This window comes from Bradyrhizobium sp. T-12, assembly GCF_058314695.1.
In genome coordinates this window covers 472,807-489,008 of record NZ_CM177756.1, presented here as the reverse complement: position 1 = coordinate 489,008, position 16,202 = coordinate 472,807, and the positions used below count along the sequence as shown (strand labels likewise).

Annotated in this window: 12 protein-coding genes; 4 read left to right on the top strand and 8 right to left on the bottom strand. The window is 64.8% G+C overall.

The genetic code is table 11. The annotated features are described in order from the left end of the window. Nucleotides 1-19: 19 nt before the first annotated feature. Together AC0WRY_RS02360 and AC0WRY_RS02355 are read right to left on the bottom strand one after the other, a co-directional pair. Nucleotides 20-961 carry an IS110 family RNA-guided transposase gene (locus AC0WRY_RS02360; protein WP_491121955.1) on the bottom strand — a complete coding sequence of 314 codons (942 nt, stop codon included), beginning with the start codon at nucleotides 959-961 and terminating at the stop codon, nucleotides 20-22. Between the two features lie 271 nt (nucleotides 962-1,232). Beyond that, on the bottom strand, nucleotides 1,233-2,081 hold the full coding sequence (locus AC0WRY_RS02355) for a caspase family protein (protein WP_211420080.1): 849 nt from the start codon (nucleotides 2,079-2,081) through the stop codon (nucleotides 1,233-1,235). Nucleotides 2,082-2,514: 433 nt separating this feature from the next. Between AC0WRY_RS02355 and AC0WRY_RS02350 the strand changes: the two genes are divergently transcribed. From AC0WRY_RS02350 to AC0WRY_RS02340, 3 genes are all read left to right on the top strand, one after another. Beyond that, on the top strand, nucleotides 2,515-4,242 hold the full coding sequence (locus AC0WRY_RS02350; protein WP_194405506.1) for a hypothetical protein: 1,728 nt from the start codon (nucleotides 2,515-2,517) through the stop codon (nucleotides 4,240-4,242). A 279-nt stretch (nucleotides 4,243-4,521) separates the two neighbouring features. Beyond that, the gene (locus tag AC0WRY_RS02345; RefSeq protein WP_194405505.1) at nucleotides 4,522-5,247 is read left to right on the top strand and encodes a thermonuclease family protein; all 726 of its coding nucleotides are present in this window, start codon (nucleotides 4,522-4,524) and stop codon (nucleotides 5,245-5,247) included. 103 nt (nucleotides 5,248-5,350) lie between these two features. Then, nucleotides 5,351-6,538: a pyridoxal-phosphate-dependent aminotransferase family protein gene (locus AC0WRY_RS02340; RefSeq protein ID WP_194405504.1), complete on the top strand. Its 1,188-nt coding sequence runs from the start codon at nucleotides 5,351-5,353 to the stop codon at nucleotides 6,536-6,538. 166 nt (nucleotides 6,539-6,704) lie between these two features. Here AC0WRY_RS02340 and AC0WRY_RS02335 read toward each other — a convergent pair whose 3' ends face one another. Both AC0WRY_RS02335 and AC0WRY_RS02330 read right to left on the bottom strand, forming a co-directional pair. Further along, on the bottom strand, nucleotides 6,705-7,805 hold the full coding sequence (locus tag AC0WRY_RS02335; protein ID WP_194405503.1) for a hypothetical protein: 1,101 nt from the start codon (nucleotides 7,803-7,805) through the stop codon (nucleotides 6,705-6,707). Continuing rightward, a complete protein-coding gene (locus AC0WRY_RS02330; RefSeq protein WP_194405502.1) occupies nucleotides 7,805-9,241 on the bottom strand; it encodes an MBOAT family O-acyltransferase in 1,437 nt (478 codons plus the stop codon). The genes AC0WRY_RS02335 and AC0WRY_RS02330 overlap by 1 nt, the downstream gene beginning before the upstream one ends. Nucleotides 9,242-9,425: 184 nt before the next feature. On the opposite strand from AC0WRY_RS02330, the gene AC0WRY_RS02325 reads away from it, so the two are divergent. Beyond that, entirely contained in the window at nucleotides 9,426-11,531 is a 2,106-nt protein-coding gene (locus AC0WRY_RS02325) for a S9 family peptidase (RefSeq protein WP_194405501.1), read from the top strand. 122 nt (nucleotides 11,532-11,653) lie between these two features. On the opposite strand, the gene AC0WRY_RS02320 is transcribed toward AC0WRY_RS02325, so the two are convergent. The 4 genes from AC0WRY_RS02320 to AC0WRY_RS02305 all read right to left on the bottom strand — a co-directional run bounded on the left by AC0WRY_RS02320 (nucleotide 11,654) and on the right by AC0WRY_RS02305 (nucleotide 16,198). Beyond that, nucleotides 11,654-12,745, bottom strand: coding sequence for an SMP-30/gluconolactonase/LRE family protein (locus AC0WRY_RS02320; protein WP_194405500.1), 1,092 nt, complete (start codon nucleotides 12,743-12,745; stop codon nucleotides 11,654-11,656). Nucleotides 12,746-12,820: 75 nt separating this feature from the next. Beyond that, a complete protein-coding gene (locus AC0WRY_RS02315; protein ID WP_194405499.1) occupies nucleotides 12,821-13,540 on the bottom strand; it encodes a ribonuclease activity regulator RraA in 720 nt (239 codons plus the stop codon). Nucleotides 13,541-13,604: 64 nt separating this feature from the next. Beyond that, nucleotides 13,605-15,341, bottom strand: a complete 1,737-nt coding sequence (araD, locus tag AC0WRY_RS02310) for an L-arabinonate dehydratase (protein WP_194405498.1) — start codon at nucleotides 15,339-15,341, stop codon at nucleotides 13,605-13,607. Further along, nucleotides 15,338-16,198 carry an ABC transporter permease gene (locus tag AC0WRY_RS02305; protein ID WP_194405497.1) on the bottom strand — a complete coding sequence of 287 codons (861 nt, stop codon included), beginning with the start codon at nucleotides 16,196-16,198 and terminating at the stop codon, nucleotides 15,338-15,340. The genes araD and AC0WRY_RS02305 overlap by 4 nt, the downstream gene beginning before the upstream one ends. Nucleotides 16,199-16,202: the final 4 nt, after the last annotated feature.

The following is a 16,202-nucleotide window of genomic DNA, read 5'->3' as shown; positions in this document are numbered from 1 at the left end:
TGCGCAGGGCCGGCAACTGTTATGTTGGTCTAGTGTACAGGTACGGCTTTCGATCGCGCATGATGGCGTTGAGGACCGTCAACAGCTTCCTGGCAACGGCAATGAGAGCGAGCTTGGCAGGTTTACCGGCCTGTCGCAGTCGAGCGTAGAAGGCCTTGAATGGATCGGCCCGGCGGACCGCATTGAGAGCGGCCATGTAGAGGGCATCGCGGACGCGCTTTCGGCCCCCGACGATCTTCCGCTTGCCGCGGTAAGCGCCGCTGTCGACGTTGAAGGGAGCCAGGCCGGCGAGCGCGGCCACCTGCTTCGGTCCCACTTTTCCGAGTTCCGGCATCTGCGCGATCAGCTGCATGCAGGTTACGGGGCCCACGCCGGGAAGTGACCGCATCAACTGCGCATCATCGGAGACCTCCGGCTCAGTCTTGATCAGTGCGCTAATATCGGCCTCGATTGCGGCGATCTCATTGTCGAGGACTTCAATGAGCCGACCGATGCGATCGGCCATGGCGCGGTCCTCGGCCTCGCTGCGCCTGTTCTTCTCCTGGGCACGCATGAGAACCAGTTGATCCCGCCGTTTTGCAAGCCCCGCCAGGGCATTGCGGGCAGGATTGGCAGCCTGCTCAGCGGCAGGCTGCATGGCCCGGGCAAAGCTCGCCAGCATCCGGGCATCGATCGGGTCGGTCTTGGCGAGCTGGCCGCTGGCGCGCGCAAAGTCCCGGGCCCGGGCCGGGTTGATCCGGGCAAAGCGGATGCCGGCCTGGCTGAGCGCCTCACGAAGCTCAAGGTCATAGACGCCCGTGGCTTCAAAGACGACCAGCACATCGCAGCGCCAACGCGCCGCGATCTGTGTGATGGCCTGCGGCGCGTTGGCGATGCGCTCCGGCACGCCCAGGCTCTCATCGAAGATATCGAGATATCGTTTGGAGACGTCGATTCCGACGTAACGAGGGCGTATGATCATGGTGCCTGTCCCTGTGATGCGAGGTCTGTTGGCGCAGCCTCGTGCAACTGTTCAGGTTGATAGATGGAACGGGCGGGAGACCGAGCCGGCTCACGGCGTCAAGCGCCAAGGACCCAACGGCTTCCCGCCCACTCCACCATGACAGGATTTCGATACACAGGGACCCATGTCGCCGCAAAAAAACACCCAAAATAATGAACCCCGGCTCAGCGTCGCATCATTGCATGATGCGCCGCGTCCGGGGCACGAGACGTCTCAAGATCTAAGGAAACTAGCCGCCGGCTTCGCCGAAATGGACGTCTTCGAGCAGCGAGGAGGAGACGGTCGGGACCTGATCGCCTTCGCTGGCGCGGGAGATGGCGAGGCGGGTCTTGTTGAAGACGCTTTCGGCGCTGCCCTTGGAATTGAGGTTGTTGAGGAACTCGCTGACCAGCACGCTGTGCTCGCCCTTGCCGTCGTCCACAACCTTGCCGGGCGAGGCCGAGGAGAGGATCAGCGCATTGTCGGACGCGCTGATCGGCGCGAGACCGTGGCTGTAGGAGCGGAAGCGGCGCTCGTAGGGGTTACGGCGGGAGGCGTCGACGACGACGAGCTTGGCCTTGGCGCCCTGCTCCTTCATCATGTCGAGCACGCCGTCGATCGAGACGCCCTGGCGGCGCACGTCGCTTTCCTTCCAGATCGCGGCATCGACCGGCAGCATGTAGCTCTCGCGTCCCGCCTGCACGCCATAGCCGCCGAAGAACAGCATGACGACGGTGTCGCGCTTGATCCGGGACTTGAGGCGGCTCACGGCACGAACCATGTCGTCCCGGGTCGCGTCTTCCACCATGTCGACGTCAAAGCCGTTCTTGCGCAGGGACGAGGACAGCGCGCGGGCGTCGTTGATCGACTGCGTCAGCGGCGCGCTGGCGTCGGGATAATGTCCATTGCCGATGACGAGGGCGAGGCGCGAGGACTGGCCGATCGAGCCGGTGATCTGGTCGGTCGAGACGGCCTTGGCGGCATCGATCGCACGCATGTTGAGAGCAGCATGGGCGCCGATCACCAGCGAGACCGAGCCGATCAGGGCTGCGGCCACCGCGATGGTGCGTCGGGAAAGGTCGAGCTGCTTTACGTTCATCTCGGTTCGGTTCCTGTGCCAAAGACCAGCCAAGCGCGCGCACACTGTTTGAGTAGCGCGATAGCGTCTTTAGGTTTGAGGGATCGGCCGGGGATGTGCCCCCGAATTGCGCGCAATTTGCGGCGCCGCACCAAACAAACCTTTAACCGGATATAGGGGCCCCGGCAATAGATTGCCCAAAATTTGATTTAAGCTTCTGAAGACGCTGGATAATTTTCTTCTCCAGATTTCTGCATTTCCGTGTTTCCCCGTATCATCCGGGGCCCTCAAAATGCAGCCCTTCCGCCGGCTTTTCCGTGACCTCTGTCACATTTGTATTTCCTGCGAATCCGGGTAGCCTTTTCAACGACTTGCATGGGGGTGGCGCGGGGCTGGGAGCGCGCCGGCCGGCCCCTGGCCTAACCCTGCCGAAGTCCCCGCGACCGAGTATTTCATGAGCTTTCAATATTTTGCCGGCGCCGCCTGCCGGGCGCTGCTGGCGCCGAAGGACGGCCCCTCGCTTTACGATGTCTGCGATCCCATCCTGTCAGGCCCGGCCAGCGGCGATCCGCATCTCGCCAAGTTCTACAAGACTGCGCTCGGCAATCCCGCGCTGCGGGTGCTGCTGCGGCGCGCCGGCCTGCCCGAGCTGCGCGACGAGGCCAGGCTGACGGCGCTGCGGCAGGCGCTGGCGCGCGCCCGCGACGAGGCCGAACCCGACTGGGCGGCGGTCGGCCAGCCGGTCGCCGATCTCGTCGACAGCATCGCGCTCGACCACCCCAAGCCGCCGCCGGCGATGTTCACCGGCTCCGCCCCGCCGCCGGCGCAGATCGACAGCGTGATCCGCGACTGCGCGCAGCATCTGCTCGGCTCCTACCGCAAGCACGGCTTTCTGCCGACCTATGCCGCCTTCAATCTGATCGGCGATCCCGACTTCCGCGGCCGCGAACTGATCATGGCGCTCACCGGCCTCAATGCCCGCGGCTACAAGAATTCTTCGCTGCTGTTCAACCTCGCCCGCGTCTTCATCGCGCGCTCGAAGGCCGCCGCCGTTGTCAACCCGCCCTGGCGCGGCATCGCCGAGCCGATGTGGGAGCCGGTGCAGATCCGGCACCGCTCGGCCTATTACGACGCATTCTTCATCGAGGCGCTGCTGAGCTATGGCGAGACCGGACTGGCCTCGCCGGCCGACAAGGTCGCAGCGGAGCGCGCCATTGCCGACATGGTGGATTTCTGCGTCAACATCAGCCGCGAGGAGGTCGAGGGCATCGACGGCGCGCGCTTCAACGTCGTCACGGCACTCGCGCCCGCGCCGCATCCGCGGTTCTCGCGCTACTTCGCACAGATCAAGCAGGATCTCGGCTTCGGCATCTACGTGCCGGATTGCGACACCACGGCCTGCTCGATCTCGGCGGCGACGCAGGCGGGCTGCCGCGATGCGATCATCGACCAGCCGCTGCTCGACTTCTATGCCGGCTATCAGGTGCATGCCGGCGTCAACGCGCCGCGCGTGACCGTGCCGCTCAACGACAATATCGACTATGAGGGCGGGGTCGCGACCTGGATCGACAACCTCAAGGGCGAGCGTCCCTACGGAAACGATCTCGACCCGACGCTCAATCTCGACATTCTCGAGGTGAGCTTCCGCAACCTGGCGCGCTGGAAGGTTTTGGAGACACCGTCGCGGCTCGCCACGGTGCATCGCATCATCGGCTTCCAGAAGCGGCTGGCCGCGAGCGGCGCCTTCTCCAATCCGCGCTCGCACATCTACTACCTGCCGGAACTCTACAGCGCCTATTTCGGCCGCTGCTATGCGGCTTTCCTGGCGCTGCCGCTTTCGGCGCAGGCCGCGATCGATCCCGCCGGCGATTTCGACTTCATCCGTCACCGCGTGCTGTCCTACGTCAAGGGCGAGCTGATGGCCGCGGAGATGAACGTGTTCGACGCCGCACTGGCGCTGATCGCGCTCGGCCATCTCGGCGCCGACCCGCGCGCCTTCGCGCCGGCGCTGAACGTCATCGTCGCGAGCCTTGGCGAAGGCGGCCGCCGCGGCCCGTTCCGCGCCTATGAATGGAACAAGATGAAGACGCCGACGCGGATTCTGGTCGGCGGGCCGGAGGTGACGTCGGCCTTCGTGCTGATGGGATTGGCGGTGGCGAAGCGGGCGATGGCGCGGGGGTGAGGGCACATTGTATCCGTGCCCCGGACGCAGCGCAGCGCCTCTTCGGCGGTGCGCTGCAGAGCCGGGGCCCATGCCTCTGCGAGATGCGTCTGTGAATTTCTGGATCCCGGCTCTGCGCAGCAACGCGACGCGTTGCAGCGCGTCCGGGACACGAGCCGAGAGGCCGTCGCAAGATGACGGGAAGTTGAAAGCCGATCTGTCAGGCATAAGCTGGCCCGGCGGCCAAAAGCCGACCACAATTGCGCGGCTTATCGAGATGTTCATCCCACGCGGACCGGCATGTTGCGAAAATTCCTGATTGCGCTGTCTCTCCTCGCGCTCCCCTCGCTGGCCGAGGCCGCCGACATCACCGGCACGGCAAAAGTCCGCGCCGGCGATGCCGTGGTGATCGGCAACACGCGGATCCGGCTCGGCGGCATCGACGCGCCCGCACTCGACCAGCTCTGCCTCAACACCAAGGCCGAGCGCTGGACCTGCGGCGTCGCCGCGCGCGACGAGCTCGCCAAATTTGCCGAGGGCAAGAGCTGGGTCTGTCACACCCGCTCGATCGACCGGCGTGGCCGCACCGTGGCGCGCTGCGAGGTCGGCGGCGAGGACATCCAGAAATGGCTGGTGCGCGCCGGCTGGGCGTTGGCCTATACCCGCATGTCCCACGATTACGAAGCCGACGAAAAGGCCGCGCGCGAGGCAAAGGCCGGGATGTGGCAGGGCGCTTTCATCGCGCCCTGGGACTGGCGCGTCCGCAACAAGAAGACCGTCATCCTGGGCGCCACCAAGCCGCCCGACGGAGCGCATGCGGTGCTGCTCGCCTCGGCCTCGGGGCCGGTCGCGCCTTCCCCGGATTGCACCATCAAGGGCAACGTCAACAGCGCCGGCGAATGCATCTTTCACCAGCCGACCAGCCGCTGGTACACCCAGATCAGGATGAAGATCAGCAAGGGCACCCGCTGGTTCTGCTCGGTCGAAGAGGCCGAGGCCGCGGGCTGCCGCGAGACGAAGCGATAACCCAGCCCTGCGTTTTGTGCGCTTTTCCGAGGCCCTCGCCCCGCGTAAGACTGTGAATCAGCAACCCACCAATCTGTATCTCTGGCAATAAGGACTGACAGCAATGACCGTTCGCGCGGGCCGGGAATTTCTGGCCATCCCCGGGCCCACCACGATGCCCGACGAGGTGTTGCGGGCGATGCATCGTCCGGCGATCGACATCTACTCCAAGGAGATGCTCGACCTGACCGAGAGCCTGCTCGGCGACATCTCGAAGCTGTTTGCGACCAAGGGCAAGTCCTACATCTACATCGCCAACGGTCACGGCGCCTGGGAAGCGGCGCTCAGCAACGTGCTGTCGCGTGGCGACAAGGTGCTGGTGCTGGAGAGCGGACGTTTCGCGATCGGCTGGGGCAATGCGGCGGCGCTGATGGGCGCCGAGGTCGAGGTGCTCAAGGGCGACTGGCGCCGCGCGGTGCGGCCGCACGAGGTCGAGGAGCGCCTGCGCCGCGACAAGGAGCACACGATCAAGGCCGTCGTCGTGGTCCAGGTCGACACTGCCTCGGGCGTGCAGAACGACATCGAGGCGATCGGCAGGGCGATCAAGGCGAGCGGCCACCCCGCGCTGTACATGGTCGACACCGTGGCCTCGCTCGGCTGCATGCCGTTCGAGATGGACAAATGGGGCATCGACGTCGCGATGTCCGGCTCGCAGAAGGGCCTGATGACGCCGCCCGGCCTCGGCTTCGTCGCCGCCAATGCGCGCGCGCTCGAGGTGCACAAGAAGGCCAATATGTCGACGCCCTATTGGAGCTGGAGCGAGCGCGAGGGCACCGAGAATTATCGCAAATATGCCGGCACCGCGCCGGTGCATCTGTTGTTCGCCTTGCGCAAGGCGATCGACATGCTGCACGAGGAAGGGCTCGAGAACGCCTTCCGCCGCCACAGCCTGCTCGGCGAAGCCGCGCGCCGCGCCGTTGCCGCATGGTCGGAAGGCCAGGTGCTCGGCTTCAACGTCGCCGAAGCCAGCGAGCGCTCCAACACCGTGACCACGGTGACCATGAGCAACGGGCATGATCCGGCCGTGCTGCAACGCTATTGCAAGGACAAATGCGGCGTCGTGCTCGGCACCGGCATCGGCGACCTCTCCGGCCAGGCCTTCCGCATCGCCCATATGGGCCACGTCAACGCACCGATGCTGCTCGGCACCCTCGGGGTGGTTGAGATCGCCTTGAACGCGCTGAAGATCCCGCACGGCAAGGGCGGGCTGGAAGCGGCGGTGTCGTATCTCGGGGACGAGGTGCCGGCGTAGGGCGCTTTCTTCCTTCTCCCCTTGTGGGAGAAGGTGGCGCGAAGCGCCGGATGAGGAGTAATCTCCGCGAATCGCATCGTGAGATTTTCACGCGCGGATAGAGACCCCTCACCCGTCTCGCCGCTTCGCGGCGAGCCACCCTCTCCCACAAGGGGAGAGGGAAAGATCAGCGCTCGACGCGATACGCTTCCACCTGCTTCTTAAGCTCATTTAGCGACGCAAGTGGCGCGTTCGGATCGACGCGATATTCGCTGCTTCTCAGCCATTGCAGCACCATCGCATCTACCTTCGGCGAATGGTGGATGACGTCGCTGTAATTATCCAGATCGTGAGTCACCGCCTTGATCGCGCGAAAGTCGTGCAGGCGAACATTGGGAAGCTGCGTCAGCCGCTCGGCGATGCGCGCCGTGAGGTCGGTGACGATCTTCAGCGTCTCCGGTGACGCCTCGCGCATCGCGACGAACTGCAGGATCGAATAGGGCGGCAAGTAGATGTCAAAGGTCACGTCGGGGTGGCGCGCGACCAAGTCGACGGCGTCGCGCTCGAAATGCCGCACCATGGCGTCGTAACTATAGCCTTCGCCGAGGAAGCGGCTGCGCACCGGGCTGGTGATATAGGCAAAGGAGGCAAGCGCCTTCTTCGCGTTGTAGTCGCGCGCAACGTCGAAATCTCGCGGCAGCGCGTAGATGTCGTCGACGTCGGCGAGCGCGAACTTGACGGGCAGATAGGGCGCGGCTCGCGTCAGCGGCGTCCGCAGCGGTGGCACAGACCGCAGCAGCGCGAACAGCGATTCCTTCGCCATGGCGGCGCTGAACAGGTAGGACGCGATGCCCTTTGCCGTCCCGCGATAGAGATCGACGGAGAGATAAGGATCGGTCTCGATGTCGGCGGCATCGACAAAGATAAAATCGTCCATCGCCCAGATCACGCGCTTAGCGCCACGGTCGATCGCCTGCTCCAGCACGAAACCCTGCTGGCGCGAGTTGGAGCCGGTCATCGCCAGCTTGAGCGAGCGGGTGCCGAGCGCGCGATCGATGTCGCTCTGGCGGAAATGGATCGCGAGCGAGGTGCCCATGAAGGCGGTGTCGAACGACTGGCTGCGGATCAGCCCGGCATTCTGCACCCGCGTGTCGTCGGAATAGAAGGCTAGATGCGAAGGGCGGAACAGTTGCAGGGGATCGACGGCATAGGTGAGCAAGGCCGCGCCCAGCACGCACGCGATGCCGGCGAGCAAAAGACGCTTCAATTGTGTGAACGCACCCTGCATCAGAACCGGAAATAGATGAATTCGCTGTGGCTCTGGATCCCCAGGATCCCGAACGCCAGCACCAGCGACGCCGCATAGAGGAACAGCGGCCGCATCCGCCCTGCCCGCAAGGCTTCGCCGACCCTGCGGCCCGCGTGGTCGTATCCCATGATGCTCTGCGTGTTCGGCGCCAGCCAGACCAGCGCGGCGTAGATGGCGACCATCACCAGCGCCGCGATCTCCTCGCGGCCGAACACGATATTCGAGGGGTCGGCCATGGCGCGAAGGACGCGCAACGCCCATTCCACAGTCGCGGCACGGAAGAACACCCAGGCGACCACGACGGCGAGGAACGTCAGCGCAGCGCCCGCGATGCGAGACGGGCGTTCAAGCAGCGGCGGAGCTTTCGGCACCAAGGCATTGAAGGCGTGATTGACGCAGAGATACACCCCGTGCAACGCGCCCCACACGACAAACGTCCAGGCCGCGCCGTGCCAGAGGCCGCCGAGCAGCATCGTGATCAGCAGATTGACGTAACGCAGCACGCGTCCCCTGCGGTTGCCGCCGAGCGCGATATAGAGATAGTCGCGCAGGAATTGCGACAGCGTCATGTGCCAGCGCCGCCAGAACTCGACGATGCTGGTCGCCTTGTAGGGCGAGTTGAAATTCACGGGCAGGAAGATGCCGAACATCAGCGAAATTCCGATTGCCATGTCGGAATAGCCGGAAAAATCGAAATAGAGCTGGAAGGTGTAGGCGAGCGCACCCAGCCAGGCCTGGTCGAAGCTCGGCGAGCGCGCCTCGAAGGCGAGCGCGACCAGCGGCTGGATGCCGTCGGCCAGGCAGGTCTTCTTGAACAGGCCGATGGCGAAGATGATGACGCCGCACAGCATGAGATGGCCGTCCGGATGCTTCGTTTCCTCCCGCTCGAATTGCGGGATCATGTCCTTGTGGTGCAGGATGGGCCCTGCGATCAGATGCGGGAAATAGGTCACGAACAGCGCGTAATGCGGCAGCGCATAGGCCGCGACCTGGCCGCGATAGGCATCGACCAGGAACGCAATCTGCGTGAAGGTGTAGAAGGAGATGCCGACCGGCAGCAGGATGTGGACCGCGGCATGCGTGCCGAGCAGCGCGTTGACGTTCTCGGTGACGAAGCCGGCATATTTGAAGATGCCGAGCACGAGGAGATCGCCGGCGACGCCGAGCGCGAGCGCCGCCTTGCGTTGCGACGACGTCAGCTTCGCCACGATCAGGAGATGACCGATGCCGTAGTTGAACGCGATCGACAGCAGCAACAGGGCCACGAACTGCCAGTTGCCGATCGCGTAGAAGGCGAGCGAGGCCAGCGCCAGCCAGATCACCGGCGTGAGATTGCTGCGCCGCCCGAGCCAGAAATAGCCGGCCAGCACGATCGGCAGGAACAGCAGGATGAACGGGTAGGAATTGAACAGCATCAGGCTGGACCGGCGGCGGGGATATTGGTTCGTAAAGCATAGACGGGAGCGATCAACAACCCGGCGATCTCCAGCAGACGTGCTGGCAATTCGTGGAATCGGGACGATATAAGGGAACGCGCGAGCCCGCTCCCCGCAAGCGGCGAGGTGAAACGCAGCGACGTCGGACACGAACGAGGACCGAGTGACCCAGACCAATACACCTTCGAAGCCCCCCGTCGCCCCGCGCCGGCCGCATTCCTTCACGCGGCACGGGATCACCGTGACCGACGACTATGCCTGGTTGAAGGACGACAAATGGCAGGAGGTGCTGCGCGATCCCACCGTGCTGGATCCTGACATCCGCAAATATCTCGACGAAGAGAATGTCTACACCGAGAGCCTGCTCGGCCATACGGCGGGCTTGCAGAAGACGCTGGTGCGCGAGATGCGCGGGCGGATCAAGGAGGACGATTCCAGCGTGCCGTCGCCGGACGGGCCGTTCGCCTATTTCCGCAGGTTCCGCGAGGGCGGGCAGCACGAGCTGTTCGGCCGCATGCCGCGCGATGGCGGCGAGGGCGAGGGCAAGATCGTGCTCGACGGCGACGCGCTCGCCAAGGGCCACAAATATTTCAAGTTCGGCGGCAGCCGGCACTCCTGGGATCACAAGATGCAGGCCTGGAGTGCGGACACCAACGGCTCGGAATATTTCTCCATCCGCGTCCGCGACTGGGCGAGCGGCAGGGACTTTGACGACCTCGTCGAGGAAACCGACGGCGGCGTGGTCTGGGCCGCGGATGCCAAGTCCTTCTTCTACGTGAAGCTCGACGACAACCACCGCCCCATGCAGGTCTGGCGTCACAGGCTCGGCACCAAGCAGGCCGACGATACGCTGGTCTACGAGGAGCAGGATGCCGGCTGGTTCACCCATCTGCACGAGAGCACCAGCGGCCGCTTCTGCGTGATCGCGGGCGGCGACCACGAGACGTCGGAGCAGCGGCTGATCGACCTCGCCAATCCCGAGGCGCCGCCGCGCCTCGTCGCGGCGCGCGAAGAGGGCGTGCAATATTCGCTCGCCGACCGCGGCGACGAACTGTTCATCCTGACCAATGCGGATGATGCCATCGACTTCAAGATCGTCACGGCGCCGCTTGCCCAGCCCGAACGCAAGAACTGGCGCGACCTGATTCCGTATCGCCCCGGCATCTACATCATCGACCTCGATCTCTATGCCGGTCATCTGGTGCGGCTGGAGCGCGCCAACGCGCTGCCGTCGATCGTGATCCGCGATCTCACGTCGAACGAGGAGCACGCCATCGCCTTCGACGAGGCCGCTTATTCGCTGGATACGATGGGCTCCTACGAATTCGAAACCACGAATCTGCGTTTCGCCTATTCGTCGATGACGACACCGTCGGAGGTCTATGACTACGACATGGTCACGCGCACGCGCACCTTACGCAAGCGCCAGGAGATTCCGTCTGGCCACGATGCGGCCGACTACGTCACGACGCGCATCATGGCGAAGGCGCATGACGGCGCCGAGGTGCCGGTGTCGATCCTCCATCGCCGCGGGCTGAAGCTCGACGGCACGGCGCCGCTGCTGCTCTACGGCTACGGCTCCTACGGCATGGCGATGCCGGCCTCGTTCAACGCCAACCGCCTGTCGCTGGTCGACCGCGGCTTCGTCTACGCCATCGCCCATATTCGCGGCGGGGCCGACAAGGGCTGGGGCTGGTATCTCGACGGCAAGCGCGAGAAGAAGACGAATTCGTTCGACGATTTCGCAGCCAGCGCGCGCGCGCTGATCTCAGCGAAATACACCAGCGCCAAGCGCATCGTCGGCCATGGCGGCTCGGCCGGCGGCATGCTGATGGGCGCGGTCGCCAACCGCGCCGGTGAATTGTTCGCCGGCATCGTCGCCGAGGTGCCGTTCGTCGACGTGCTCAACACCATGCTCGACGACACGCTCCCGCTGACGCCGCCGGAATGGCCGGAATGGGGCAACCCGATCGAGAGCGAGAAGGATTTTCGCACCATCCTGTCCTACTCGCCCTACGACAATGTCGCGGCGAAAGAGTATCCGGCAATCCTGGCGATGGGCGGCTTGACCGATCCGCGCGTCACCTATTGGGAGCCCGCCAAATGGATCGCCCGCCTGCGCGCCACCATGAGCGGCGGCGGCCCGGTCCTGCTCCGCACCAACATGGGTGCCGGCCATGGCGGCGCCTCGGGGCGGTTCGACCGGCTCGACGAGGTCGCGATCGTCTATGCGTTCGCGCTATGGGCGGCGGGGATGGCGGAGGCGTAATCTTGTAGCCCGGATGGAGCGCAGCGAAATCCGGGGTTCGCGCAACTGAAGACTGCTCCCGGATTACGCTTCGCTCCATCCGGGCTACGGCCTCTCCCCGCAAGCGGGGAGAGGCAAAAGGCTCACACCGCCCCGTGCGCCTCGAGATACAGCGCATACACCGAGTGGCTGCTCGCCATGTACAGCCGGTTGTTCTTCGGCCCGCCGAAGCAGAGATTGGCGCAGCGTTCGGGCAGCTTGATGAAGGCGAGCGGCTTGCCGTCCGGATTGAACACCATGACGCCGTCGAGATCCTCGGGCCTCGCCTTGAGCTGAAACACCTTGCGGCCGCCGATGTCGCTCGGCTCGGATTGCAGCGCGCCGTTGGAGCCCCAGCCGCACCAGAGATTGCCGTCGCGATCGACGCGAAAGCCGTCGAGCGAGCCCTGGTCGGCGGCGTCGATCAGCTTGGTCTTGCCGCTGAGCGCGCCGTCGTCGCCAACATTGTAGCTCCAGATGCTGCGATTGGGCGTACCCTTCCATTCGACGACATAGAGCTTCTTCTCGTCTGGCGAGAAGGCGAGGCCATTGGGATTGACGAGGTCGGTGAGCACGGCGCTGATCTTGCCGTCCTTGGCGATGCGGTAGACGTTGGTGGTGGCCTGCTCGGCCTTCTCCTTCTTGCCTTCCCACTCGCCGTTGATGCCGAACAGCGGATCGGTGAACCAGATGCTGTCGTCAGACTTCACCACGATGTCGTTCGGCGCGTTCAGCCGCTTGCCCTCGAACTTGTCGGCGAGCACGGTGATCTTGCCGTCCTTCTCGGTGCGGGTGATGCGGCGGGTGACGGAATGCTCGCAGGTGACGAGGCGGCCCTGGCGGTCACGCGCATTGCCGTTGGCGTAGTTGGCGTTGGCGCGGAACACGCTGGTCTGCCCGGTCTTCTCGTCGAACTTCATGATCCGGTTGTTGGGAATGTCCGAGAACAGCAGGTAGCCGCCTTCGGGGAAATAGGCCGGGCCTTCGGCCCAGCGGAAGCCGGTCGCGACCTGCTCCACCGTCGAAGAATAGAGCCGGTATTTGGCGAAGCTCGGATCGAGGATCTGGACCGCGGGATCAGGATAGCGCTGGTTCGGCGTGAACGGGAACGACTGCGCGCCGGCGGCGCGGGCGAGCAACGTGGAAGCGGCCACCGCACCGGCGCCGGCCATGAGGTTACGTCGCGTGAAGTTCATGGAAATCCTCCCTGCTTGTCAAAAGGCCGGCGCTTGATGCGGCCGGCCCGTTTCTCGACGTGAATTCGTTATGCCTTACCGGCCGTTCTTCTTCCGCCATTCCGCGAAATCGGTGAGCGTCTGCGGGTCGGTGGCGGGATAGAGACCGAAGATGCCGCGGCCCTTGCCGACCTCTTCCGTGACGAAATCCTCGAACGCCGTCATCTCGAAGGTCTCGTTGGCGATCTCGTCCGCGAGATGCGCGGGGATGACGATGACGCCGTCGGCATCGCCGAGGATGACGTCGCCCGGAAACACCGGCGCATCGCCGCAGCCGATGGGTACGTTGATCTCGATCGCCTGGTGCAGCGTCAGGTTGGTCGGCGCGCTCGGGCGGTGGTGATAGGCGGGAATGCCGAGCCTGGCGATCTCCGCGGAATCGCGAAAGCCGCCGTCGGTGACGACGCCGGCGACGCCGCGCTTCATCAGGCGCGTCACCAGAATCGCGCCGGCGGAGGCCGCGCGCGCGTCCTTGCGGCTGTCCATCACCAGCACGGCACCCGGCGGACAATCCTCGACCGCCTTGCGCTGCGGATGCGAGCGGTCCTTGAAGACCTCGATCGTGTTGAGGTCTTCGCGCGCCGGCATGTAGCGCAACGTGAAGGCTTCGCCGACCATGGTCGGCTGGTCCGCACCGACCGGATGCACGTCCTGGATCATCTGGATGCGCAGGCCGCGCTTGAACAGCGCGGTGGCGACGGTCGCGGTGGAGACCGATTTGAGCTTGGTGCGGGTGGCTTCGCTGAGTCTTGTCATTTGTTACGCTCTCTCTGTCGTCATTCCGGGGCGCGCGTAGCGCGAACCCGGAATGACGGGGTCATCAATAAATCGAAGGCTCGCCGATCGGCGCGCCGAAATCGGTCTCGAGGAAGTCGAAGTCGCAGCCGTCATTGGCCTGCTTGATGTGTTTTGTGAACATCCAGCCATAGCCGCGCTCGAAGCGGCGCTCGGGCTGCTTCCAGGCGGCGCGGCGTTTTGCGAGCTCGGCTTCGGGGACGTCGAGATTGATGGTGCGCGCGGCCACGTCGAGCGTGATGCGATCGCCGTTCTGCACCAGCGCCAGCGGGCCGCCGATGTAGGATTCCGGCGAGACGTGCAGGATGCAGGCGCCGTAGCTGGTCCCGCTCATGCGCGCATCAGAGATGCGCACCATGTCGCGCACGCCCTGCTTCACCAGCTTTGTCGGGATCGGAAGCATGCCCCATTCCGGCATGCCCGGCCCGCCCTGCGGCCCGGCATTGCGCAGGATGAGGACGTGATCTTCGGTGACGTCGAGGTTGGGATCGTCGACCGCCTTCTTCATCGAAGGATAATCGTCGAACACCAGCGCTGGTCCCGTGTGCTTGAGGAAGCGCGGCGCGCATGCGCTCGGCTTGATGACGCAGCCATCGGGCGCGAGATTGCCCTTGAGCACCGCGAGCGCGCCCTCCTTGTAGATGGGATTGTCGACGCCGCGGATCACGTCGGCATTGTGCACCTCGGCGCCTTCGATGTTCTCAGCCACCGTCTTCCCTGTCACGGTGATGCAGTCGAGGTGCAGATGCGGCTTGATCTGGCCCATCAGCGCCGGCAGGCCGCCGGCGTAGAAGAAGTCCTCCATCAGATAGGCATCGCCGCTGGGACGGACGTTGGCGATCACGGGCACCTTGCGGCTCGCGATCTCGAAATCATCGAGGCCGATGTCCTGGCCAGCGCGGCGGGCCTGGGCGATCAGGTGGATGATGGCGTTGGTCGAGCAGCCCATCGCCATCGCCACCGCGATCGCGTTCTCGAAGGCTTTTCGGGTCTGGACCGTCTTCGGCGTCAGATCCTCCCACACCATCTCGACGATGCGGCGGCCGCATTCACTGGCCATGCGGATGTGATTGGCATCGGCGGCGGGGATCGAGGAAGCGCCGGGCAGCGTCATGCCGATCGCCTCCGCGATCGCGGTCATGGTCGAAGCGGTGCCCATGGTCATGCAGGTGCCGTAGCTGCGGGCGATGCCGGCCTCGATGTCGAGCCAGTCCTTGTCGGAGATCTTTCCGGCGCGGCGCTCGTCCCAATATTTCCAGCCGTCCGAGCCGGAGCCGAGCGTCTTGCCCTTCCAATTGCCGCGCAGCATGGGGCCTGCCGGCAGGTAGATCGCCGGGATGTTCATCGAGGTCGCGCCCAGCAGCAGTGCCGGCGTGGTCTTGTCGCAGCCGCCCATCAGCACGACGCCGTCGACCGGATGGCTCCGCAGCAGCTCCTCCGCGTCCATCGCCAGCAGATTGCGATAGAGCATGGTGGTCGGCTTGAGCAGCGATTCCGACAGCGACAGCGCGGGCAGCTCCAGCGGGAGGCCGCCGGCCATCAGGATGCCGCGCTTGACGTCGTCGACGCGCGACTTGAAGTGCATGTGGCAGGGCTGCGCGTCCGACCAGGTGTTGAGGATCGCGATGATGGGGCGATCCTTCCACTCCTCGGGCGCATAGCCCATTTGCATGGTGCGGGAGCGATGGCCGAACGAGCGGAGATCGTCGGGCGCGAACCATCGCGCGCTGCGGAGCTGGTCGGGTGTTTTCTTCTTGGTCATGATTGGGTGCCCCATTTCTGCACGGTGTTCCGCTCGATGGCGCGGAAGATCAGGTTCTCGACAAAGAGCCCGATGATGATCACCGTCAAGAGGCCCGCGAACACTGCGGGTATGTCGAGCAGGTTGCGGTTCTCGAAGATGAACCAGCCGAGCCCGCCCTGGCCCGAGGACACACCGAACACCAGCTCGGCCGCGATCAGCGTGCGCCAGGCGAAGGCCCAGCCGATCTTGAGGCCGGTGAGGATCGAGCCGAAGGCGGCCGGGATGAGAATCCTGGCGACATAGGGCAAGCCGCGCAGGCCGTAATTGCGCCCGACCATGCGCAGCGTGTTGGACACGCTCTTGAAGCCGGAATGGGTGTTGAGCGCGACCGGCCACAGCACCGAGTGGATCAGCACGAAGACCAGGCTGCCATTGCCGAGGCCGAACCAGATCAAGGCGAGCGGCAGCAGCGCGATCGCCGGCAGCGGGTTGAACATCGCGGTCACCGTCTCGAGGAAATCGGTGCCGATCCGGGTGGAGATGGCGAGGATGGTGAAGATCGCCGCCAGCACGATGCCGGCCGAATAGCCCATGAACAGCACCTTCAGCGAGGTCCAAGCCCGCATCGGAATGGTGCCATCCTTGACACGGTCGAACAGCGTGATGGCGGTGTCATGCAGCGTCGGGAACAACAGCGGATTGTCGAGAGCGACGCCGTAGGCTTCCCAGATCGCCGCCAGGAACAGGATGATGACGGTCTTGCGGACGAAGCCGTCGTTCCAGAGCATTTCAGGCACGCTCAGCTTGCGCTCGACCTCGCCGGCAGCCGAAGCGGCGGCCGGCTCTGCGCGCAGCAATATCTTGGCTTCGCCCATCAGA